The sequence below is a fragment of the Rickettsia endosymbiont of Villa modesta genome, assembly GCF_964026485.1.
Classification (GTDB): domain Bacteria; phylum Pseudomonadota; class Alphaproteobacteria; order Rickettsiales; family Rickettsiaceae; genus Rickettsia; species Rickettsia asembonensis.
Genome location: NZ_OZ032157.1, coordinates 340,717 through 362,143 on the forward strand (window position 1 = coordinate 340,717; position 21,427 = coordinate 362,143).

Below are 21,427 nucleotides of genomic sequence, written 5' to 3' on the forward strand. Positions count from 1 at the left end.
CATTTACTAGAGGTATACATGAAATCTATTTAATAAATAAGATTCGCTATTCATTTCATTTAGTCTTGAAATAGTGCGTTTGAATTCTGCGGCTCGTGCTGAACCTTGATATATTTTATTTGGGTTATCTTCTAGGCTTATAAATAAAAGTATTTTATAGAAATAGGCATTATCGATAAAGTTGATAAATCTAACGGCTGTATTTGTATCATTAGCATCGATAGTATGAACATTCCCCACTATAATAACGTTGAAATTTTGACAAATATTAACATAATCGATATAGCTTAAGTCTCTTGTAAATAATTCATTATAATCTGTTACTAGTATTCTTTTATGTACTTTTTGAAAGGATATTTCTCTACCTAGAACCTGTATATTTTGAGAAACGAGATTATTATCACTAATATCTGTGATAATTTTTTCAAGTTTGTTTTGGTTTTCTAAAGTTAAGGGATAAATTATCCTTGCCCCTTTAACTCCTAATGCTTTATCAAATCGATAATCATGGTGATTATCTAGATATTTAACGTAAAATGTATTATTGATTATCTTTATAAAAGGTAAGAAAGATTCTCGTTGTAATCCGTCTTTGTAAAGATTATTGGGACTCGTGTTAGAGGTTATAAAAATAAAAATATTTTGCTTTATTAATTCATTAAATAATCTGCCTATTATCATTGCATCGGTAATGTCTTTAATTTCAAACTCATCTATACATAACAGTTTAGTTTGTTTAGCATAGTTTTTAGCAATTTTAGGGATGATATCTTTCTGATTTTCTGTTTGTAATTTATGCATAGATTTATGAATTTCCTGCATAAAGTTCTGATAATGGATAATGATTTTAGGTATGCGTATCTCTTCAAAAAAAGAATTCATGAGCATAGTTTTACCGCTGCCCACCGGACCGTATAAATAAATTCCGCTTTTTAAATTGTTTTGATTAAAGAATTTGAATAAACTTTTAGGCTTATTAAGTTCTGCTGCTAGTTGTTTTAATTCTTCTAGTAAAGCAGATTGTTTTGTATCTAGTATTAATGAAGTAGAGAATTTTATCATCCAAAATATTTTTTCTCTAGTTTGTTATATGTTTTTTCTAAAATCGGCAGATATAACTTTATATTCTCAAAAACTTGTTTTGCATCCTCATATTTATAAACATGAGAAGTATTATTGCGGTCATCACGCATTCCAAGCCACATTTTTTCATCATCGATAAGACTAAACTGAAAAGCTTTACTTAGGACATCTTTTGGAGTATTACTCTAGTAATATCGCATCTAATTTATCAGTCTTTGCAAAATGGTTACTAGCTTTAGCAAAAGCATATACCTTATTTGGGTGTGTTCTATGTACCACAATATCCCACTCTTGAAGCTTCTTCATTACAAGACGCTCATAACCTTCCGTCGATTCTAATACACAAAGCTTAATTTTATTAGAAGCAATAACTGATTTTATAAAATCAGTTATTGCTTCATCTGTATTTTTAATTTTATAATGTTTTTTATTCATAGATATATCTAATGTTGCTTTTGATACATCTATACCTATAAATAACTTGTTTTCTTCTGTCATTTCTGATACCTTGTTAACGTTGTTCAAAGTGCGATTACAGGATTGTAAATTCGATCTCTTCAGGACCATCCTACCGTTCGTACTACAACACTTTGTAGATTATGAGGTGTGTACCTAGATTCCTTCGATCTTTTATGATCCATCCAGTTAAACGGTATCACTCCTTATTTTCTACTCTATACTCTTTTCAATACTTGCTTCAAGATACAATCCAGCATAAAGCGAGCTTTTAATTTCAAAAGCTTGCTGTATTTATGCTTTTTTCTAGATTCCCGCCTACGCGGGAATGACATAGAAGAGCCATGCGACAACGCCCTTCGCTCTTGACGATTGTAATTATCATTTCCTATACAAAAGTGTTGCATCGCCATAGCTGAAAAAACGCATTTTTTCTTTTATAGCATATTTATATAATTCATGCATCTCTTTAAAGCTGGCAAAAGCACATATAAGCATAAATAAAGTAGATTTAGGGAAATGGAAATTAGTAAGCAGCATATCGGCCGTTTGAAATTTAAAGCCGGGAGTTATAAAAATATCAGTTTCAAAACTACCTGCTTTTACGATGCCGTTGTTGCAAGCACTCTCAAGAGTTCTAAGCGTGGTGGTGCCGACTGCGATAATACGCCTCCCTTCTTGCTTTACTTTGTTGATGATTTCAGCAGTTTCAGGAGTAATAGAGCAATATTCGGTATGCATTTTATGCTCATGAATATTTTCGGTTTTTATAGGTAAAAAAGTTCCTGCTCCCACATGTAAGGTTACAAAAGCGGTATGTACGCCTTTTGCTTTAAGCTTATCAAGTATATCCTTTGTAAAGTGCAACCCTGCCGTTGGTGCTGCAACCGAACCTTCTATTTGACTATAGATTGTTTGATAGCGTTCGTTGTCGTTTTTAGGGTTTGTCATACCGTGGCCCCGCCACGGTATCCAGTCATTATTTAAATATTTTTTGGACCCCGTGGTCAAGCCACGGGGTGACATAGTGGAAGCACTACGGGTATGACACAATGAATGTGAACGCCTAATATAAACCGGTAGCGGCATCTCACCGTATTTGTCCAAAAATTCAAATACCGAAATATTATCAAGTTCAAATTTTACTTTAATCTCACCCATTGCGGATTTCTCAGTAATAATTACCTTATGATTATCAAAATAAAACTCATCGCCTATATTAAGTTTTCGAGCCGGTTTAGCAAAAGCCGACCAACAATTATCAGATAATTTTTGATTCAAATTTATTGTAATATTCTTCCCTAAATGTAACTTTGCTTTTATCACTTTACTGTTATTAAAGACTAATAAATCACCTTCTTTTAAGTAATCTAATATGTTGTAGAATTTGGTTTTAATAGGCTTTGTCCCGGCAATTAGTAAATCCGAGTTATCACGTTCGCTAGCCGGATATTGTGCGATAAGGTCACTTGGTAAATCAAAGTCAAAGTCAGATAGTTTCATTATAGAATATTAGCAGTTAAAGAAGTGATTATAATAACATATTACGATATTTAATATAAGATTTTAGTTTAAAGGTTGAGACCGGTATTATGGCACGTAAGGTTTGCTTGCGTGGATCATTCACCTCTGTCATCCCGTGGCTTGACCACGGGATCCAGTTAAAAATACTAAAATTATTAGTATTTTTATTGTTTTCTGGATACCGTGGTCAAGCCACGGGATGACACCGAACGGATTTTTCGGTTCTCGCAATGACGGTAAGCCACACATCCTCACACTATCAACCCTTTAACTTGAGAGTTCCATAATTTTTGATATAGCTTACTATTTTTCAGTAATTCTGCGTGGCTACCGTCATCGATTATACTACCTTTTTCAAAAACTAAAATCCTATCCATATTGAGTAAAGTAGATAATCTGTGGGCAATGACTATCACGGTTTTATTTTGCATTAAATAATCCATTGACTCTTGAATCAGGCTTTCCGTTTCACTATCTAAACTACTTGTTGCTTCATCGAGAATTAAAATAGGAGCATTTTTTAAGATGGCTCTTGCTATAATGATTCTTTGACGCTGACCGCCGGATAAATTATTTCCTCGCTCTCCGCACATAGTATCGTAACCGTCCGGTAGATTATCGATAACATCATGAATATGTGCAGATTTTGCCGCTTCTATAACCTCCTCAAGAGTAGCTTCTTTTTTTCCATATCTGATATTATCCAAAATAGTACGATGAAAAAGCACCGGCTCTTGAGGTATAAGGCTAATGGCTTTTCTTAAAGAATCTTGAGTTACGTTTTTAATATTCTGATTATCTATTAAAATCATTCCTTCTTCTATATCATGTAACCTAGTCAGCAAACTAATAAAAGTGGTTTTCCCTGAACCGGAAAATCCAACTAGCCCTACTTTTTGTTTACTCGGTATTAATACCGATTTATTATAAAATAGATTGTTATTATGATGATAATTAAATGTAACATTTCTAAATTCGATAACCCCTTCTTTGATATCTAAAGGAGTGGCATTTTCAATATCCGTTATAATATGCGGTGCCATTAGGGATAAGCCTTGATTAAATGCCCCGATCTGCTCGAACATATCACCGATTTCTTGCGTTAAATCCCAAATATCGTCTGCTACATTTATACATAATGTTAGCACTAATACGCAATCACCTATGCTTATAGATAATTCGCTACGAAGTTTAGATAAATAATAGATCATTATAAAAATCATTATTGAACAAGAAGTCCCAAGAGCATAACGCAATTTGAACATAAAGAATTGCATAGTCTGCTCATCAGCCACGGCATTTTCTACCCTTGTTTCTATATGTTGACGTTCAAATTTATGGGCTGTAAACATTCTAACCGCATTAATGTTGCTAATTGCATCTACGATACTACCGGCAACAAAAGATTGGCTTCTAGCATAATTTAACGAGTATTTATTGATTTTATCCGAGAAAAGAACACTAATCCCTAAAAAAACCGTAATCCATAAAATAAATATCGTAGCAAAAACGTAATGTACGGAATATAAAGCAATTAATGCAAATACTATAATAGCTAGTTTACGAAGAATTTTTTCACCGAATATTGAAATAATCATCTCAAACGATCTTGCGGTTTCGGTAATACGATTGCTAATATGTCCGGCTAAATTATCCTGAAAGAATTTATGGCTATGATATTGAGTATAATTATAAAGTTCATTTAGTATTTTTCCTTTTATTACGGGCATAGTCTTTAGATACAAATAATCATATGAACGATATGCTATATTAATACTCTCCCACCAAAGAGCATAAAATACTGCCCAGTAAATCATGGAAGATAAAAGGTTATTTGCGTTCTCATCACTGAAAGATTCGATTAGATCAATGATTTTCTGAAGTAATATACTATCAATTGCCGGAATCATACCGAGTAAAATACAGATTACAGTCAATAAAGTAATTTTAACTTTATCGAATTTTAAAAAATAAATACCTAAGCTAAATGTTGATTTAGATAAAGTAGGGTATTTTATCACGATAATGTACCTCAATTTTAAAATAATATATTAATTCGTGTTATTTCAGAGCATATTTTAATTTAATTATTTTGCAAAAATATACCTAAAAATATTAAATCTATGGAAAAATAATAAACAAGCCTTGCTTCTTACCTTAAATAATGCTACAAAATTCAGAAAATAACTTCAAAATCATTAGAAATGCAAGAAAAGGAATTATCTAATAATTTTTTAGAAGAACAAGAAAAGTCTAAGGAAGACGATTCTCCGTTCTTTGATGTAAAATATATTTGTCAAGCAAGTTTATTAATTACGAATTCTATCCGAAAAGGGTATGATGTAACTCAATTGCCCAATGGTGATATTAATGTTACAGAAGTAAGAATAGTAAATGTTCATTATAATTGGAACTCCGAAAAAGGAAAATTTATTAAAACTAATCAGATAGAATTTAATAATAGCAAAGGTGGCTGATTAAATCAAATACTGTATACTCGTTTAATTTGAAAAATTGGCTGCGTCGTCCTATAAGTACTGTGGTGCTCACGTATTTAAGTATACGCTCCGCTCCTCGTCTTATGGACTCCTTGCTCTTTTCCAAATTAAACTTCGTCTACTTAATTCATTATACTTGGAGTATATTGTTATTGTCAAAAAGCTTATTATCTTAAAACAGCAGCTTAAATATGGAATTTGATCAAGTATTATTATCGAGGATTCAGTTTGCTTTTACCATAAGTTTTCATATAATATTTCCTGCTTTTACTATAGGGCTTGCAAGCTTTTTAGCGGTAATTGAAGGGTTATGGTTAAAAACAAAAAAGCCGGTTTATCAAGAAATATACAAATTTTGGGTGAAGATTTTTGCCGTTACTTTCGGTATGGGAGTAGTTTCGGGCGTTGTAATGTCTTATCAATTCGGTACTAATTGGTCGAATTTTTCAGATAAGGTTGGAAATGTCCTCGGTCCGCTTCTCGGTTTTGAAGTATTTACTGCCTTTTTCCTCGAATCTTCTTTTTTAGGTATAATGTTATTCGGCTTTAATAAAGTCAGTAAAAAAGTACATTTTATTTCTACGTTAATAGTTGCTGTTGGTACTGTAATCTCAGCTTTTTGGATACTTGCAGCTAGTAGTTGGATGCATACGCCTGCTGGTTTTGAACTGCGAGGCGATGGGTTCTTTTTCCCTTTAAATTGGCTAGAAATTATCTTTAACCCTTCTTTCCCATATCGCTTTTTCCATATGATTACGGCGGCTTATTTAACTACTTCTTTTGTTATCGGTGGTGTAGCTAGCTTTTATTTACTAAATAATCGTTATAAAGAGCATGCTAAAATTATGCTTTTTATGGCGGTGTTAATAGCGTTAGTCGTTGCACCTATTCAAATATTTATCGGTGATTTGCATGGTTTAAATACTCTTAAATATCAGCCGGTTAAAGTTTCGGCTATGGGGAAGGTATTTGGAATACGGAAAAAGGAGCAGCTTTTAATCTTATCGGCTTTCCTGACGGGGAAGAAGAAAAAACAAAATATGCTATAGAAATACCTTATGTTAGTAGTTTAATCTTAACGCATAGCTTAGACGGTGAAGTGAAAGGGTTAAAAGAATGGACAAAAGAAGAGCGTCCGCGGGCCGGTGCTAGTCGTATTTTTTAGCTTCCGTATTATGATAGGAATCGGTTTCTTAATGGTATTTACAGGTATTGCGGGGTTATATCTTTACTTGAAGAAAAGATTATATACTACGCACTGGTTTCAATATTGGTATATATTAATGTCACCTTCAGGTTTTATTGCAGTACTTGCCGGTTGGTTTGTAACCGAGGTAGGTAGACAGTAGACAACCTTATATAGTATATAATTTTTTAAAAACCGTAGATACGGTATCACCGGTACTCGGCAAATATGTATTTATTTCTCTAATTGCTTTTGTAGTAGTATATGTGATCATTTTTGGAGCGGGTATATATTATATAATGCATTTAATAAAGAAAGGTATAGAAGCGATAGATAATAAAGAAACGTACGGAGAGATCGGTTTGAATAACCCATTATTAGAAAAGTAAAATAGTTTTTACTTAAATAAATCAGAATGAGTGCCTGTGCGTTCAAAAATTATACATTCATTATCAATTTTATAGATTAGTAACCAATTGGGTTCTATGTGACATTCTCTTCGACCTATAAAATTTCCGATTAGTTGATGATTTCGATATTTGGTAGGTAAAGCTGTTTTATAAACTAATAATTCTATAAGCATTTTTAGTTTATTTAGGTCTTTGCCTCGCTTAATTACTAGTTTTATATCTTTTTCAAAAGATTTAGTATAGATAGATCTAAACACAACTTAAATACCAAGTTTTTTAAACATTTCCTTTGTGTTATTAGAGGCAATTAGTCCGATTTTATTATCAGTTGATTCAAATGTTTTTAGAGTAACGGCATTGGGAATTTTTATTGTAGTAGGCCATTTATGTTCGCGTGCTACGTACTTATATAGCATAGTAACCGCTTGTGTAGGAGTGATGCCAAGCTCATCAAGCACGTTTTCTGCTTCTTCTTTTAATTCCGGTTCAACTCGCGCTCTTATGAAAGCTGATTTAGTCATACAATTACTTGAAATTTAACAATGATTACTACTATATTAGTAGCACAAATGAGATACATTAGCAAGAATATTTGTAACCTTATCTAAAAGAACTCTACAAAAAGAAGAAAAAAATGTATATACTAATATCGTAAATGATATAATTTAAAGAAAAACCTAATGTTAAACTTTGCACCTTATATAGATTTACCGCTTATTTGGGGTGGTCTTATAGCTACCGCTATTTGTTTATATGTTTTATTAGACGGTTTTGATTTAGGAGTAGGAATCTTATTTCCGTTTGCCCCTACCGATGATTGCCGTCATAAAATGATCAATTCTATTGCTCCTTTTTGGGATGGTAACGAAACTTGGTTAGTACTTGGCGGCGGTGGTTTATTTGCAGCTTTCCCGTTGGCATATTCGCTATTAATGCCGGCTTTATATATTCCTATTATATTAATGTTACTGGGCCTAATATTTCGTGGTGTAGCTTTTGAATTCCGTTTTAAGGCTCATATAGGTCATCGTTATATTTGGGACTATGCTTTTCATTTCGGTTCTATGATTGCTGTTTTTTGTCAAGGTTTAATGCTTGGTACGTTTGTCCAAGGAATAGAGATAGAAGGACGAGAATTTGCAGGAGGGAGCTTTGATTTTCTTACTCCCTTCTCCGTTATGACGGGGATAGCATTAATATTCGGTTATGCACTCTTGGGTGCTACTTGGCTTATTCTGAAAACAGAAAAGAAAACACAAGATTGGGCTTATAAATCTGCTTTATATATTTTATTTTACGTTGCACTTTTTATGGGACTTGTAAGCTTATGGGTTCCTTTCTTAAATAACCACATAAATCATCGTTGGTTTAGTGTACCTAATATGTACTATTTATCGATTGTACCTATTGTAACTGCTTTAATATTTATTAAGTTAATTAAAGCCGTTAAGCAAAAAAAAGAAGTAAAGCCGTTTATTTATACGATCTTGTTATTTTTATTAGGATATTTAGGGCTTGCGATAAGTATATGGCCATATATCGTTCCTTATAAAGTTACGCTCGAAACCGCAGCAGCAGCACCGGAGTCACAGTCTTTACTGTTGATAGGGGCTGGGATATTCCTACCTGTCATACTTGGCTATACTTTCTATTGTTATTATATATTCCGTGGCAAATCATCTCATCATCCGATATATTAAAAAAATAACCTCTTGTCTAAAAGGGTGGCAATGGTTTATTATTCTATGGTTCAGCGGATTATTATCCACGCTACTTTTAACTTATGTAGTTAAGTTGGTGTTTAGGATGATAGGGTAAAATTATTGTTAGTACAGTGCAGTAATGTCATTCCTAGCTAAAAGAGGTCTTGTTGCATGGTTTGAGAAAAGTGTTCGATGTCATTCCTGCGAAAGCAGGAATCCAAAAAAAATATAAATACAGCAATTTTTTGAAATTAAAAGCTCGCTTTATGATGGATTCCTGCTTTCGCAGGAATGACATTAAATATATGTAATGACATTTAAAGTATAGATATATGGAAAAAATCTCAGCATTTATTATTACCAAAAATGAAGCTGCAAGAATAGCACGAGCTATAAATAGCGTAAAAAATATTGTCGATGAAGTTATAGTAGTCGATAGCGAAAGCACAGATGATACGGTTAATATAGCTGAAAAATTAGGAGCAAAGGTAATAGTAAAGCCGTGGCTTGGCTATGTAGGGCAGAAATCTTTTGCCGAAAGTCTTTGCGTAAATGATTGGATTCTTAATATTGATGCCGATGAGGAGTTGTCTAAAGAGTTACAAGACGAAATAGAGTATATTTTTGCCTCTCATAATCAAGATCGTTATTTGGCTTATCAAATAAAGCTGTTAATAATGCATCGTAATGACCAAAAGCCACGAATGTTTGCTCCGTTTAATAAATGTACTCGGTTGTATAATAAAAAATTTGCAAGTTTTGCAAATACCGTAAATAGTACTACTCATGATTCGGTGGTATTTAACAAAGATGTCGATTTTGCAGGTAAAATTTATCTATTAAATGAAACTGCTTATCATTATTCCGGTACTTCAGTTGAGCAGTTGGTAACTAAAGCAAATTTTTATTCTAGCGAGCAAGCAAAAGATTTAGTTAAGCAAGGAAAAAAGCTTTCAAATTTTCGTTTAACAACTGAAATTATATGGTGGTTTTTTAAAGCGTTTTTTATCAGACGCTATTTTGTATTCGGTTTTGACGGCTTTGTAGATTCAATGATTTTTGCCTTTGCAAGATTTCTAAGGCTTGCGAAGTTAAGAGAGTCATCGCTTAAATCAAAAAACGTCATTGTGAGCGACTATGGGCATTATTGCATGGATACTAAATCGTCATTGCGAGGAGCGAAGCTTTGCTGCAATCCAGAAAATAATAAAAAAAATTCTGATTTACAGAATTTTTAACTGGATTGCTTCGCCTTGATTGCTATGTAATTCTTCTTAGCTCAGACGGAAAACCGATCCACGTGAGCAACGCCTCCTCGCAAGGCATTGTTGCGTAGACTGGTAAAACCCACTGTGTCACCCCGTGGCTTGCTAACTAGGTCCATAAAAACAATAAAAAATACTAATAATTTTAGTATTTTTAACTGGAACCCGTGGTCAAGCCACGGGATGACAGAGGTGAAATTGATCCACGCAACAACACCTCCTCGCAATGACGATTTAGAAAGTAAAAAATAAATTATGAAAGAAAATTTTAACGTTAGTAAATTAAAAAACGGCTTGACAATTTTAACCTATAATATGCCTTATGTTAATTCGGTAGCAATAAATTTAATTGTTAAAGTCGGAAGCCGTTATGAAAATCCTGAAGAAGAGGGCATTTCTCATTTTCTTGAGCATATGGCTTTTAAAGGTACAACAACAAGAACGGCAAAACAAATAGCCGAAGAATTTGATGAAATAGGCGGTCATTTTAACGCTTATACAGGTCATGAAAAAACAATATATTATGCACGAGTATTATCCGAAAATTGTGATAAAGCACTTAATATACTTGGCGATATAATACAAAATTCTATCTTTGCTGAAGAAGAGATAGCAAAGGAATATCAGGTAATATTACAGGAAATAGCACATAGTCAAGATAATCCGGATGATTTGATATATGAGAAGTTTTATAGCAGTGTTTATAAGGATCAGCCGCTTGGTAAACCGATTCTTGGAACAAGCAAAACATTATCTAGTTTTACTAAAGAGCATTTTTTGAGTTTTATAGATAAACATTATAACGCTGGAAATTTGTATTTATCGGTTGCCGGTAATGTTGATCACGATAAAATAGTAAGTAGTGCAGAGCGATTGTTTTCCTCTTTAAAGCAAGGAGAAAAAAGTAATTTTCTTCCTGCAAAATATATAGGAGGTAATAGCTTTATCAATAAGGATTTAGAGCAGACTACTTTAATTCTTGGTTTTGAAGGAACGCCTTATATTAACTTAGAAAGGCTTTACCGAACCCAGTTACTTGCTATAATATTCGGAGGTGGTATGTCTTCACGTTTATTTCAGCATATTCGTGAAAAATTAGGTCTTGCATATGCAGTGGGTAGTTATAATAGTACATATTCTGATAGTGGTGTATTTACTATTTATGCAAGTACCGCACATGATAAATTGGAGTTATTATACAAAGAGCTTAAAACCGAAATAAACAAGATGACTGAGAAAGTTAATGAAGAAGAGATGATTAGAGCTAAAACGCAACTACGAAGTAATTTGTTGATGGCACAAGAAAAAGTAGCTTATAAATCAGAAGAAATTGGTAAAAATTATGCAGCTTTTGGTAAATATATTTCTCCTGAAGAGATTATGGAAATTATTACGCATATAAAAGCCGATGACATTATTAATACGGCAAATAAAATATTTAGTGGTATTACTACATCGGCAATTATCGGTCCAAATGATCTTCGAGTAGATGCATAGATCGCAAAGTGTCAGTATGTCATACCATGGCTTGACCACGGTATCTAGAAATGCAGCTAAAAATACTGATAATCGTAGTATTTTTAACTGGACCCCGTGGTCAAGCCACGGGGTGGCACGGACTACTTAAGTAAATTTTGAGAAAATAACAAATGAAAACACAACTTTACAAAGGTTCAAATAAAATTTTATATTCCGCCGAAGAAGATTTTTTACTTATAATGGCCTTTTCCGATAATGTTACCTTAGAAAGCGGTGAAATTATTGAGGTCTCAGGCAAGGGGGTACTTAATAATAATATTTCTTCCTTTCTAATGGATAAACTGGAAATGAACGGCATTGAAAATCATTTTATTGAAAAAATAAATATGAGGGAGCAATTAATTCAATATGTTGAGGTTTTTCCGGTACAAGTAATAATATCATCGGTAGCGTGCGGTAGATTTGTAAAAGAATTCGGTATGGATGAAGGGTATGTATTTGATAAACCAATCATTGATTTTAAGGTCCGAAGTCGTGAATTTAAATATCCGATAGTTAATGAGTATCAAATATTAAATTTCGGCTGGTTAACTAGGGATGAAATTAAAGCGGTAAAAGAGCAAGCTTTGCGTATATATGATTTTCTAAGCGGCTTATTTATCGGTGTCGGGATTCGTCTTGTTGAATGTAAATTAGAATTTGGGCGTGTGTTTAACGGTGAAGAATCTATCATTATGTTAACTGATGAAATTAGTCCGGATAATTGTAGGTTATGGCATATTAACAGTAATGAAAAATTGGGATTTGAATTGCTTGAAAACGAGCCTAATAAAGCTTTTGAATCATATCAGCTAATAGCTGATCGTTTAAAAGAAAAATAAATATATTTTTAAAGCGATATATGCTATTTTGGACTTGAAAAACACTCCGATGTCATACCGGTGTTGCATGGTTCGGTTTCATCGTCACTGCGAGGAGCCGTAGGCGACGTGGCAATCTCATGAAATAATAACAAATTCCTGAGATTGCTTCGTCAATTTACTATTGTAAATTTCCTCGCAATGACGATTTGATATCCACACAAGGATAACATTTTTGATTTTTAATAATTTTTTACAGTAAAAAAGATGAAAATACGATTTATTATAATAAGTTTTATAGCTCTAATCTTAGTGGGATGGGGATATGCTGCCTATAAATTTGAACATCAAAGTAAAGAGAATATTATCTCTATTCTCGATGAATACGGGGAATATATAACTTATGATTCAATAAAAGTTAATAAATATGGATTTAGTATTACTTTAAATAAAGTAATGTTAAAACCTATAGATTTTTATTTTGATGAAATAGCTATTAGGCATATACCGTTTTTAAATATTACAAAAATTGATTCTTACGGAAATGACGTAAAAATTACTACCGCTCAAGATGAAAAAAATATTTTTTACTCGCCTGATCATCATACAACAATTTGGTTTAGAAAATCTTTATTTAATAGAGAGCCTGATTATTGGAAATTAAGCTTGAGTGACAATAAATCAACTCTTTATAGTTCTTTAGATGCAGAAAAATTAGCAGAAAGTGATATTAGCAATTCTGTAATTACTAATACTAAAACATCAGATAACCTTAATTTGTTAATTTTGGATGGAGAAAATACTGTTTCTTTTATTTCTGAAAATTATAGAAGAAATTTATATGATAAAATTTTTGAATTTTTTAGAGATAAAATAGCTAATGACTCTGATACTGCTTCCTTTGAGTATGGTTTGACAAAGTTAGATATATTGAATTTACCTATTTCTTACAATTCCAAATTAAAGCTTAAATATAGTGATGAGCTATTAGCTCTTGGAAAATTATTAATTCAAAACTTTTCTCTAAATCAAAAGCAAGATGAAAATATGCATGCTGTTATTTTTATGCAGATGTTAGGAGAATTAGTAAAAGGTAAACCGTTTTTATTCTCTTGCGATATTGAAAGAAAAGGAAAAGTAGAAAGTAATTTATATAAATTAAATATAGAAAAAGATAAAATTTTTGATTTTGCTTTAAATATTAAATCTACTATAGAACCTTCTGAAACATACCAAAAAACAGCAGTTGAAGCTTTAGGAAGCTACTTTAGTAATGGTTTAAATAAAAGAGCCGAGTTAGATAAAATTTTTAAACTAACTAGCCCTATTACTCAAGAAGACGGAGAAAAAGTAATGGGTGTTTTTGCAAAAATAAATAATTCCGAATTTAATTTAAAAGGTGAGTTTGCTCCTGAAGCAAAAAAATTATCCGGTAAAACTAATCTTGTGATGGATGATTTTAATTTTGCTATTGATATTGATATGCCTAATTTAGATAATCCTCTGAATCTAGAAAGTGTAATAAAATTATCGGATCCAAATGCGGTTATAAATAATTTTGTGAATTATACTAATGATGCTATTGTACCGGTGCTTAATAAAATAGAAGATTCTAAGGAATTTGCTTTAAATCTAGGAAAACAATCTTCAGTAATAAAGCAATACGGCTTTAGGGCAATAGAAGCTTTTAGTAAAAACTCTGAATTAAAAAATGGTGAATCTTTAGTAGTTGACGTGAAAGGTAAAGATACCGGACTAACCTTTAATGATAAAACTATAGATCAGATTTTTGGTGATGCTAGAGTATTAGAATTTATGAATGCCATGGCTATGATAGATCAAGAAAGAAAACAAGTTGTCGGTAAATAATTTAAAGTATTGTTCAGTTAGAGAAATTGTCATCCTACCTAACTTAATCAATATTGTTGCGTGGATCGTTTTATGTCATTCCTAGCTAGGAGCGGGAATCCAGTAAAACCTATAAAAAGCTTGTTTTTTATAGATTTATTTTATCAAATATGTAACTTCTATATCAATATTGAAGTTATTTTTCTTGATCTCATGGTTAAGCTGTAGGGTGGCAGTGAAAAATCCGTGAACACTCATTCGTTTATAATTAAGAATTTGAAAGACACACTTCATCTTGAACAGCCGCGTATACCTCTAGTAAATGAAAAATTGTCAAAGAAGTCAGCAAGTGTTATTAAGTAAGAATGGATTTATAGAAAATTAACATCAGTAGAAAAAGAAGAATTAAAGCTTTACCATAGAAGCGAAAGGGATAAGAGGATTTGTGATAGAATCAAAGCTGTTCTCACGTATGATGATAGCTATAGTATTGATGAGATATCGAAAGTGTTATTACTGAGTGATGGGGAGGGATAAGAAAACATTTAATAGATTATCATAATGCTCAGAAGCTTAAGCCTGGAAATGGCGGTAGTGATAGTAAACTTACTAGACAGGAGGAAGCAGAGTTAATAGTTCATCTAGAAAATAATAATTATGTGTATGCTAGAGATATAGGTTTGTTCATAGAACGTCAATATGGAGTAATCTATACATTAGCTGGGGTAATCAGGCTGTTACACAGACTTGGTTTTAGTTATCAGAAACCTAAGTTAATGCCTGGAAAAATAGATTTAGCTAAGCAAGAGGAATTTAAGCTGCAATATAGTTTGCTAAAAAATAATTTAGCTAAAGATGAGTCTATTTATTTTATGGATAGTGTTCATCCTCAATACCAAACTCGAGCAAGATTTGGTTGGATTAGAAAGAATGTAGTTAAAACATTACCAAGTTTCAGTGGTTGGAAGCGTAAACATATTATTGGTGCTATTAATCTTAAGGATTTAGAGGTAGTAACAACTGACAATCCTAAGGTTAATGGTGATTATATTATTGAATTTTTAAAGAAATTAGAAGCAAATAATCAAGATAAAAGTAAGATTTATTTGATATGCGATAATGCTGGATATCATAGGTCAAAAAAGGTAAAAGAATATCTACAATACAGTAAAATAGAGTTACTATTTTTGCCAGCATATAGTCCTAATTTGAATCCAATTGAACGACTGTGGAAATTTATGCATTCTGTTGTAAGTAACAATAAATTTTATGCGAATTTTGAGACATTTACTGATTCTATACGAATATTTTTTGAAAATATGGAAAAATATAAAAATAAAATTTCTTCATTGGTAAATGACAATTTTCAAACCATTGTGCCTAATCATTTTAACAACTCTTCATGTTGAAGAAGTATATAACAAATATCTTTACTATTTTTTCATTTGCAGCAAAACAGAGAGAATTAAATAAAATAGAAGATTATTATCATAATGTGCATAATATTTTAACAACTAGATATTATAAATATGATCTCATTATCTCTATAATATTGAACTTAGTATATTGGGTATATTTGATAGGAGTATTTGTATATACTTCTTCAACATGAAGAGTTGTTAAAATGATTAGGCACAATGGTTTGAAAATTGTCATTTACCAATGAAGAAATTTTATTTTTATATTTTTCAATATTTTCAAAAAATATTCGTATAGAATCAGTAAATGTCTCAAAATTCGCATAAAATTTATTGTTACTTACAACAGAATGCATAAATTTCCACAGTCGTTCAATTGGATTCAAATTAGGACTATATGCTGGCAAAAATAGTAACTCTATTTTACTGTATTGTAGATATTCTTTTACCTTTTTTGACCTATGATATCCAGCATTATCGCATATCAAATAAATCTTACTTTTATCTTGATTATTTGCTTCTAATTTCTTTAAAAATTCAATAATATAATCACCATTAACCTTAGGATTGTCAGTTGTTACTACCTCTAAATCCTTAAGATTAATAGCACCAATAATATGTTTACGCTTCCAACCACTGAAACTTGGTAATGTTTTAACTACATTCTTTCTAATCCAACCAAATCTTGCTCGAGTTTGGTATTGAGGATGAACACTATCCATAAAATAAATAGACTCATCTTTAGCTAAATTATTTTTTAGCAAACTATATTGCAGCTTAAATTCCTCTTGCTTAGCTAAATCTATTTTTCCAGGAATTAACTTAGGTTTCTGATAACTAAAACCAAGTCTGTGTAACAGCTTGATTACCCCAGCTAATGTATAGATTACTCCATATTGACGTTCTATGAACAAACCTATATCTCTAGCATACACATAATTATTATTTTCTAGATGAACTATTAACTCTGCTTCCTCCTGTCTAGTAAGTTTACTATCACTACCGCCATTTCCAGGCTTAAGCTTCTGAGCATTATGATAATCTATTAAATGTTTTCTTATCCCTCCCCATCACTCAGTAATAACACTTTCGATATCTCATCAATACTATAGCTATCATCATACATGAAAACAGCTTTGATTCTATCACAAATCCTCTTATCCCTTTCGCTTCTATGGTAAAGCTTTAATTCTTCTTTTTCTACTGATGTTAATTTTCTATAAATCCATTCTTACTTAATAACACTTGCTGACTTCTTTGACAATTTTTCATTTACTAGAGGTATACAATCAGCTACGATACCAAATAAATTATACCAAGAATCTTGCTTATCTTGCTCCATTCTTGCAAGTTTGATAAAAAACCGTAATGCAAGAGGTAAATAAACAGCAATAAAACCAACAATAATAATAAATATTTTAATATTAATATAGGCAAGAGTAACACCGGAAAATAATGTAATAAGTAGAGTTTGGCTTAATTTATACTCAATTGCTTGGTGCATTTTAGAATAATTATCACCTATGCCCCGTACTCTTCCGACTATAGAACCGGAAAGGTTATTTTGAAAATAGGTATATGACAAATTAAAACAGTGATGACATATTTTATTCATCATATCTTGAAAGATATAAGGCATTGCTTTAAGCTGGGCAAAATTGTGAACACGCCAAGCTACATCAAGTATTGCTTGTGCAGCTATAAAAACCATTACCGGTTTATAACTTTGTGCAAATGTTCATTTTGAGTAAATAAATCCAGCAAAAGCTTTATGGCATAGTTATATAAAATAGAATAAAAAGCACTCGCAAACGGTGCCATCATCATAATAAGATAGCAATATTTATACAACCGACCATAAAAAAGAGACGGGATGAGATGTTGTTTTCATAAATAAATTTGTTAAAAACTTAAAGAAAAATTATACTTATAGCAAAAAGCAGTGAAGTATATCAATTAATCTTTAATTCTACAATATTATTATGCAACCGATATTTACATTTAGAGTGGTAAATTTTACCGAAAAAGATTTATCTATTCTTATAGCAGATAGCATAGTAATCCTACTACTGAAAAAATTAGCCAAGTATTAGAAAGTTATAAAAATACTAAGCTGCATCTTATCGGATGTTTTATAGAAGAAAACTTAATTGGTATAATTGGAGTATTATCTATACAGGCTATAATTAGGCATATTAGCGTATTAAAAACTTTTCGATCTCAAGGAATCGGAAAACAATTAATTTTATATATAATTAGTCATTTTACTTTAAAGAAAATAACAGCTGAAACTGATGATAGTGCAGTAAATTTTTATCGTGCTTTAGGTTTTCATTGCGAAATATTTGAAGGAAAATATAATCGGCGATATAATTGTAGCCTTCATTTTATATTAAGCGGTGACTTTGTTGCATGACTCCTATGTCATTCCTGCGAAAGCAGGAATCCAGTAAAACCGACAAAAAACTTGTTTTTTGAGGTTTATTTTGTGAATATTAAGACTATTTTTCTAGCTTCCTGCTTTCGCAGGAATGACATACGAGATACTACAAATACTTCTCATTCTCCTCCTTAACTAACTTTACCAGCTGCTCAACTGATAAGACTTCCTGCTCGATAGTTCCGAGTCTTCTAATCGTTACTTGTTTATTTTCTTTTTCCTGCTTACCGATTATGGCAATCATCGGTATTTTTTGCTTAGAAAACTCACGAATCTTATAGTTAATTTTATCAGGTGAGATATTGATATCCGTTCTTACGCCATTATCAATTAAAGCTTTTTGCACTTCTAAAGCGTAATCGTTTAAATCGCTGGTGATTGTTGCAATAGCGACTTGTATAGGAGCAAGCCAAAGAGGAAAACGCCCGGCATATTCTTCAATCAATATACCGATAAAACGCTCAAGCGAACCAAGGATTGCTCTATGGAGCATTACCGGTCTTTTTTTCTCACCGCTTGCTGCAATATAGCTAGCATCGAGTCGCTCCGGCAATACAAAATCCATCTGAAGTGTTCCGCATTGCCATTGCCGCCCTATCGCATCGGTTAATACAAACTCAAGCTTCGGTCCGTAAAATGCTCCCTCAGCCGGGTTTAGCGTATAGGTAAAACCTGCTTTTTCTACTGCTTCTCTTAAAGCATTCTCAGCTTTATCCCAAACTTCATCACTACCTGCACGAACTTCAGGGCGATCAGAGAATTTTACCTTTATATCGGTAAAACCGAAATCTTTATAAACTTCCGTCAGTAATTTACAAAAACTAACTGTTTCATCGGTAATTTGCTCCTCTGCACAAAATATATGAGCATCGTCTTGCACTAAGCTACGCACTCTCATTAAACCGTGTAATGCACCGGACGCCTCATTACGATGACACAAACCAAACTCCGACATACGAAGCGGTAAATCACGATAGCTCTTAATACCTTGTTTGAAAATCTGCACGTGGCAAGGGCAATTCATCGGCTTTAAAGCTAATGTCTTGTCATCTGTTTCTAACGAGAACATATCATCACGAAATTTTTCCCAGTGTCCTGAAGCCTCCCAAAGGCTTTTATCCACCAAAACAGGAGTCTTAACCTCAGTATAACCGTTTTTACGAATCTTTTTCCTACTATACTGCTCAATAGTATTATATATACTCCAACCCTTATCATGCCAAAATACCATCCCTTGAGCTTCTTCTTGGAAGTGGAATAAATCAAGCTCACGCCCAAGCTTTCTATGATCACGCTTTTCAGCTTCTTCCAGCATAAAAAGATAATTGTCTAATTGCTCTTTCGTAGCCCACGCCGTACCGTATATACGCTGCAACATCTCATTACGACTATCACCTCGCCAATAAGCTCCTGCAACTTTCATCAACTTAAAATGCTTAACAAAACCTGTATAGGTAGCATGCGGGCCTCGGCATAAATCAATAAAATTACCCTGCCTGTATAAAGTAATTTGCTCACCTGCCGGAATTGAAGCAATAATTTCGGCTTTATAATGCTCTCCTATCGACTTAAAAAACTCTACGGCTTTATCCCTATCCCATAGCTCTCTTGTTACTTTCTCGTTCTTCTTTGAAAGTTCTTGCATTTTAGCTTCTATAACGGCTAAATCTTCAGTGGTAAAAGGTTTATCACGAGCAAAATCATAATAATAACCGTTTTCAATTGCAGGACCAATCGTTACCTGAGTTTCAGGGAATAGTTCCTTTACTGCTTCAGCAGTTAAATGTGCCGCATCGTGCCTTATTATCTCAAGACATTCAGGGTCTTTTGCAGTTAAAATACGAAGCTTGCAATCATTTTCAATTACGGTACTTAAATCTTTAAGCTCACCTTTTATTTCAGCAACCATTGCTGCTTTAGCAAGCGACATTGAAATTGCATTTGCTACTTCATAGGCGGTAATGTTTTTTTCAAATTGTCTTACACTACCGTCGGGAAAAGATATATTTATCATTCTAATTTTTCTTCAAATTTTATAATTTTAAGGATTATAGTATAATAGTAATCTATTTAAAAGGATTAAGGTAGGCAATTTTAAAAATTTATTTTTATATTTATAGCATTTCAACTTTTTGTGTAATTTTACACTTGCATATTATGCTGGTTTAAGTTATTAATTATAAATCAATAACAGCATATAAGAAGCATAAAAATGAGAAAACAACCATTGTGTTTTAATTTTACTAAAAATAATCTTTTAAAAATCGAACCCCCTAGAGAAAAAAGAACCCTTTACAAAGATACTAAAGAAAAAGGATTGGTACTTATAGTATCTTAATAGTATCTTACGGCGGCAGTAAAACTTTTTACCTAGCCCAAATGGTAGAAGTTAAATATAAAAGGCTCAAACTAGGTCGTTTTCCTGATTTACCTGTTGAAGAAGCAAGATTAAAAGCAGCTAAACTTAAAGATAGCTATGGGTGAATATTCCACTAATAAAACATATTCTTCAATTAAAAATGTTAAGAAAAATTTCAAGACAAACCTTAAAGCGTCTGTTGCTAAGCCTGCCGAATATCTACAACTTAAGTTGGGAGAAACTGAGATAGAAAAAAAGAGTTTACCTTTTCATAATAAAGCTTTTTCGCTTCAAGTGTATAAAAAACTGAAAAAACTTTCTGATGATTTTTCAGATAAAAAAGACTTTGCAGCAGGAAAAAAATTAGCTGATAGTATAAATACATCAATTGAAGAGGAACTATTAGAAATAAAAATACACAAACCTAAGAAAAAAACTGACAAGAGATATTTAACTTACGAAGAATTACCTATCTTTCTTAATACATTGAATAAAGACAGCTACTTCTCAAGTGCAAGATCTTTTTCTATTACTTATTCATACGTCAGAAAAACTAACTACTTTATTATCAATGGCATGGGGTGATATCGATTTACAAAATAAGATATGGAATATATCAAATATTAAAAAAGAAAAATCACGTTCTTTATCTCTTACTGATGAGGCAATTCAGATTTTATATAGAAGAAAACAAAAAAGTAATAGCTTATGGGTATTTCCTGCAAAAAATAAAATCAATCATATGGTAAAACCTACTCCAACACTACGGAGAGTTGTTAAAGAAACAGGCTATAAAGGCTTAACATTTAATAATCTGAGTAAAACCCTAGAAAAATTGACAGATCCATTAAGAGCATCAATCAAATTATAACTTAATACAATATGCTTCTTTTGAAAC

Annotated in this window: 21 protein-coding genes and 4 pseudogenes; 14 read left to right on the top strand and 11 right to left on the bottom strand. The window is 32.1% G+C overall.

What is annotated here, in order from left to right; all coding sequences use genetic code 11:
* Nucleotides 1-6 precede the first annotated feature (6 nt).
* The 6 genes and pseudogenes from zapE to AC5584_RS01890 form a co-directional block, all read right to left on the bottom strand.
* Nucleotides 7-1,062 (bottom strand): cell division protein ZapE, encoded by a 1,056-nt coding sequence (zapE, locus tag AC5584_RS01865; RefSeq protein WP_499216655.1) that lies wholly within the window; start codon nucleotides 1,060-1,062, stop codon nucleotides 7-9.
* Nucleotides 1,059-1,253 (bottom strand): annotated as a pseudogene (locus AC5584_RS01870) (HI0074 family nucleotidyltransferase substrate-binding subunit); the annotation flags it as partial. The gene zapE and the pseudogene AC5584_RS01870, both read right to left, overlap by 4 nt.
* A gap of 13 nt (nucleotides 1,254-1,266) precedes the next feature.
* Nucleotides 1,267-1,581, bottom strand: a pseudogene (locus AC5584_RS01875) (IS110 family transposase); the annotation flags it as partial.
* Between the two features lie 339 nt (nucleotides 1,582-1,920).
* Entirely contained in the window at nucleotides 1,921-3,042 is a 1,122-nt protein-coding gene (gene queA / locus AC5584_RS01880) for a tRNA preQ1(34) S-adenosylmethionine ribosyltransferase-isomerase QueA (protein WP_499216656.1), read from the bottom strand.
* Between the two features lie 129 nt (nucleotides 3,043-3,171).
* Nucleotides 3,172-3,318 (bottom strand): hypothetical protein, encoded by a 147-nt coding sequence (locus AC5584_RS01885; RefSeq protein ID WP_499217104.1) that lies wholly within the window; start codon nucleotides 3,316-3,318, stop codon nucleotides 3,172-3,174.
* Nucleotides 3,315-5,084, bottom strand: a complete 1,770-nt coding sequence (locus AC5584_RS01890; protein ID WP_499216657.1) for an ABC transporter ATP-binding protein — start codon at nucleotides 5,082-5,084, stop codon at nucleotides 3,315-3,317. The genes AC5584_RS01885 and AC5584_RS01890 overlap by 4 nt, the downstream gene beginning before the upstream one ends.
* A 183-nt stretch (nucleotides 5,085-5,267) precedes the next feature.
* Here AC5584_RS01890 and AC5584_RS01895 point away from each other — a divergent pair, with 183 nt between their 5' ends.
* Both AC5584_RS01895 and AC5584_RS01900 read left to right on the top strand, forming a co-directional pair.
* The gene (locus tag AC5584_RS01895; protein WP_499216658.1) at nucleotides 5,268-5,540 is read left to right on the top strand and encodes a DUF2671 domain-containing protein; all 273 of its coding nucleotides are present in this window, start codon (nucleotides 5,268-5,270) and stop codon (nucleotides 5,538-5,540) included.
* 212 nt (nucleotides 5,541-5,752) lie between these two features.
* A pseudogene (locus AC5584_RS01900) lies at nucleotides 5,753-7,136 on the top strand (cytochrome ubiquinol oxidase subunit I).
* Between the two features lie 8 nt (nucleotides 7,137-7,144).
* Here AC5584_RS01900 and AC5584_RS01905 read toward each other — a convergent pair.
* Nucleotides 7,145-7,414, bottom strand: a complete 270-nt coding sequence (locus tag AC5584_RS01905; protein ID WP_499216659.1) for a type II toxin-antitoxin system YafQ family toxin — start codon at nucleotides 7,412-7,414, stop codon at nucleotides 7,145-7,147.
* A gap of 3 nt (nucleotides 7,415-7,417) precedes the next feature.
* Complete coding sequence (locus tag AC5584_RS01910) at nucleotides 7,418-7,678, bottom strand: type II toxin-antitoxin system RelB/DinJ family antitoxin (protein ID WP_040257140.1); 261 nt, start codon at nucleotides 7,676-7,678, stop codon at nucleotides 7,418-7,420.
* Nucleotides 7,679-7,837: 159 nt separating this feature from the next.
* Here AC5584_RS01910 and cydB point away from each other — a divergent pair, with 159 nt between their 5' ends.
* From cydB to AC5584_RS01955, 9 genes and pseudogenes are all read left to right on the top strand, one after another.
* On the top strand, nucleotides 7,838-8,857 hold the full coding sequence (gene cydB / locus AC5584_RS01915) for a cytochrome d ubiquinol oxidase subunit II (protein WP_499216660.1): 1,020 nt from the start codon (nucleotides 7,838-7,840) through the stop codon (nucleotides 8,855-8,857).
* 335 nt (nucleotides 8,858-9,192) lie between these two features.
* Nucleotides 9,193-10,098, top strand: a complete 906-nt coding sequence (locus AC5584_RS01920) for a glycosyltransferase family 2 protein (protein ID WP_410527471.1) — start codon at nucleotides 9,193-9,195, stop codon at nucleotides 10,096-10,098.
* Nucleotides 10,099-10,179: 81 nt separating this feature from the next.
* Nucleotides 10,180-10,344, top strand: a pseudogene (locus AC5584_RS01925) (tRNA lysidine(34) synthetase TilS); the annotation flags it as partial.
* A 36-nt stretch (nucleotides 10,345-10,380) separates the two neighbouring features.
* Entirely contained in the window at nucleotides 10,381-11,622 is a 1,242-nt protein-coding gene (locus AC5584_RS01930) for a M16 family metallopeptidase (protein WP_499216661.1), read from the top strand.
* A gap of 16 nt (nucleotides 11,623-11,638) precedes the next feature.
* Entirely contained in the window at nucleotides 11,639-11,752 is a 114-nt protein-coding gene (locus AC5584_RS01935; protein WP_499216662.1) for a proline/betaine transporter, read from the top strand.
* 22 nt (nucleotides 11,753-11,774) lie between these two features.
* Complete coding sequence (locus AC5584_RS01940; protein WP_499216663.1) at nucleotides 11,775-12,485, top strand: phosphoribosylaminoimidazolesuccinocarboxamide synthase; 711 nt, start codon at nucleotides 11,775-11,777, stop codon at nucleotides 12,483-12,485.
* Nucleotides 12,486-12,731: 246 nt separating this feature from the next.
* Nucleotides 12,732-14,333: a phosphoribosylaminoimidazolesuccinocarboxamide synthase gene (locus tag AC5584_RS01945; RefSeq protein WP_499216664.1), complete on the top strand. Its 1,602-nt coding sequence runs from the start codon at nucleotides 12,732-12,734 to the stop codon at nucleotides 14,331-14,333.
* Nucleotides 14,334-14,860: 527 nt separating this feature from the next.
* Nucleotides 14,861-15,721, top strand: coding sequence for an IS630 family transposase (locus tag AC5584_RS01950; protein ID WP_499216903.1), 861 nt, complete (start codon nucleotides 14,861-14,863; stop codon nucleotides 15,719-15,721).
* The gene (locus AC5584_RS01955) at nucleotides 15,715-15,924 is read left to right on the top strand and encodes a hypothetical protein (RefSeq protein ID WP_499216665.1); all 210 of its coding nucleotides are present in this window, start codon (nucleotides 15,715-15,717) and stop codon (nucleotides 15,922-15,924) included. Before AC5584_RS01950 ends, AC5584_RS01955 begins: the two co-directional genes overlap by 7 nt.
* Here AC5584_RS01955 and AC5584_RS01960 read toward each other — a convergent pair.
* Together AC5584_RS01960 and AC5584_RS01965 are read right to left on the bottom strand one after the other, a co-directional pair.
* The gene (locus tag AC5584_RS01960) at nucleotides 15,916-16,791 is read right to left on the bottom strand and encodes an IS630 family transposase (RefSeq protein ID WP_499216904.1); all 876 of its coding nucleotides are present in this window, start codon (nucleotides 16,789-16,791) and stop codon (nucleotides 15,916-15,918) included. The genes AC5584_RS01955 and AC5584_RS01960 overlap by 9 nt on opposite strands.
* A 170-nt stretch (nucleotides 16,792-16,961) precedes the next feature.
* Nucleotides 16,962-17,441 (bottom strand): ABC transporter transmembrane domain-containing protein, encoded by a 480-nt coding sequence (locus AC5584_RS01965; protein ID WP_499216666.1) that lies wholly within the window; start codon nucleotides 17,439-17,441, stop codon nucleotides 16,962-16,964.
* Between the two features lie 402 nt (nucleotides 17,442-17,843).
* On the opposite strand from AC5584_RS01965, the gene AC5584_RS01970 reads away from it, so the two are divergent.
* Entirely contained in the window at nucleotides 17,844-18,146 is a 303-nt protein-coding gene (locus AC5584_RS01970) for a GNAT family N-acetyltransferase (protein ID WP_499216905.1), read from the top strand.
* A gap of 130 nt (nucleotides 18,147-18,276) precedes the next feature.
* Here AC5584_RS01970 and thrS read toward each other — a convergent pair whose 3' ends face one another.
* Nucleotides 18,277-20,184 (bottom strand): threonine--tRNA ligase, encoded by a 1,908-nt coding sequence (gene thrS / locus AC5584_RS01975; RefSeq protein WP_499216667.1) that lies wholly within the window; start codon nucleotides 20,182-20,184, stop codon nucleotides 18,277-18,279.
* Between the two features lie 462 nt (nucleotides 20,185-20,646).
* On the opposite strand from thrS, the gene AC5584_RS01980 reads away from it, so the two are divergent.
* Together AC5584_RS01980 and AC5584_RS01985 are read left to right on the top strand one after the other, a co-directional pair.
* Nucleotides 20,647-21,114 carry a hypothetical protein gene (locus AC5584_RS01980; protein ID WP_499216668.1) on the top strand — a complete coding sequence of 156 codons (468 nt, stop codon included), beginning with the start codon at nucleotides 20,647-20,649 and terminating at the stop codon, nucleotides 21,112-21,114.
* Entirely contained in the window at nucleotides 21,101-21,400 is a 300-nt protein-coding gene (locus AC5584_RS01985; RefSeq protein WP_499216669.1) for a tyrosine-type recombinase/integrase, read from the top strand. The genes AC5584_RS01980 and AC5584_RS01985 overlap by 14 nt, the downstream gene beginning before the upstream one ends.
* Nucleotides 21,401-21,427: the final 27 nt, after the last annotated feature.

Bases quoted from the DNA above. Each gene is read 5' to 3' on its own strand.
- zapE (WP_499216655.1), bottom strand. From the start codon at position 1,062: ATGATAAAATTCTCTACTTCATTAATACTAGATACAAAACAATCTGCT.
- queA (WP_499216656.1), bottom strand. From the start codon at position 3,042: ATGAAACTATCTGACTTTGACTTTGATTTACCAAGTGACCTTATCGCA.
- AC5584_RS01895 (WP_499216658.1), top strand. From the start codon at position 5,268: ATGCAAGAAAAGGAATTATCTAATAATTTTTTAGAAGAACAAGAAAAG.
- AC5584_RS01910 (WP_040257140.1), bottom strand. From the start codon at position 7,678: ATGACTAAATCAGCTTTCATAAGAGCGCGAGTTGAACCGGAATTAAAA.
- cydB (WP_499216660.1), top strand. From the start codon at position 7,838: ATGTTAAACTTTGCACCTTATATAGATTTACCGCTTATTTGGGGTGGT.
- AC5584_RS01920 (WP_410527471.1), top strand. From the start codon at position 9,193: ATGGAAAAAATCTCAGCATTTATTATTACCAAAAATGAAGCTGCAAGA.
- AC5584_RS01930 (WP_499216661.1), top strand. From the start codon at position 10,381: ATGAAAGAAAATTTTAACGTTAGTAAATTAAAAAACGGCTTGACAATT.
- AC5584_RS01935 (WP_499216662.1), top strand. From the start codon at position 11,639: ATGTCATACCATGGCTTGACCACGGTATCTAGAAATGCAGCTAAAAAT.
- AC5584_RS01940 (WP_499216663.1), top strand. From the start codon at position 11,775: ATGAAAACACAACTTTACAAAGGTTCAAATAAAATTTTATATTCCGCC.
- AC5584_RS01945 (WP_499216664.1), top strand. From the start codon at position 12,732: ATGAAAATACGATTTATTATAATAAGTTTTATAGCTCTAATCTTAGTG.
- AC5584_RS01955 (WP_499216665.1), top strand. From the start codon at position 15,715: ATGTTGAAGAAGTATATAACAAATATCTTTACTATTTTTTCATTTGCA.
- AC5584_RS01965 (WP_499216666.1), bottom strand. From the start codon at position 17,441: ATGGTTTTTATAGCTGCACAAGCAATACTTGATGTAGCTTGGCGTGTT.
- thrS (WP_499216667.1), bottom strand. From the start codon at position 20,184: ATGATAAATATATCTTTTCCCGACGGTAGTGTAAGACAATTTGAAAAA.
- AC5584_RS01980 (WP_499216668.1), top strand. From the start codon at position 20,647: ATGGGTGAATATTCCACTAATAAAACATATTCTTCAATTAAAAATGTT.
- AC5584_RS01985 (WP_499216669.1), top strand. From the start codon at position 21,101: ATGGCATGGGGTGATATCGATTTACAAAATAAGATATGGAATATATCA.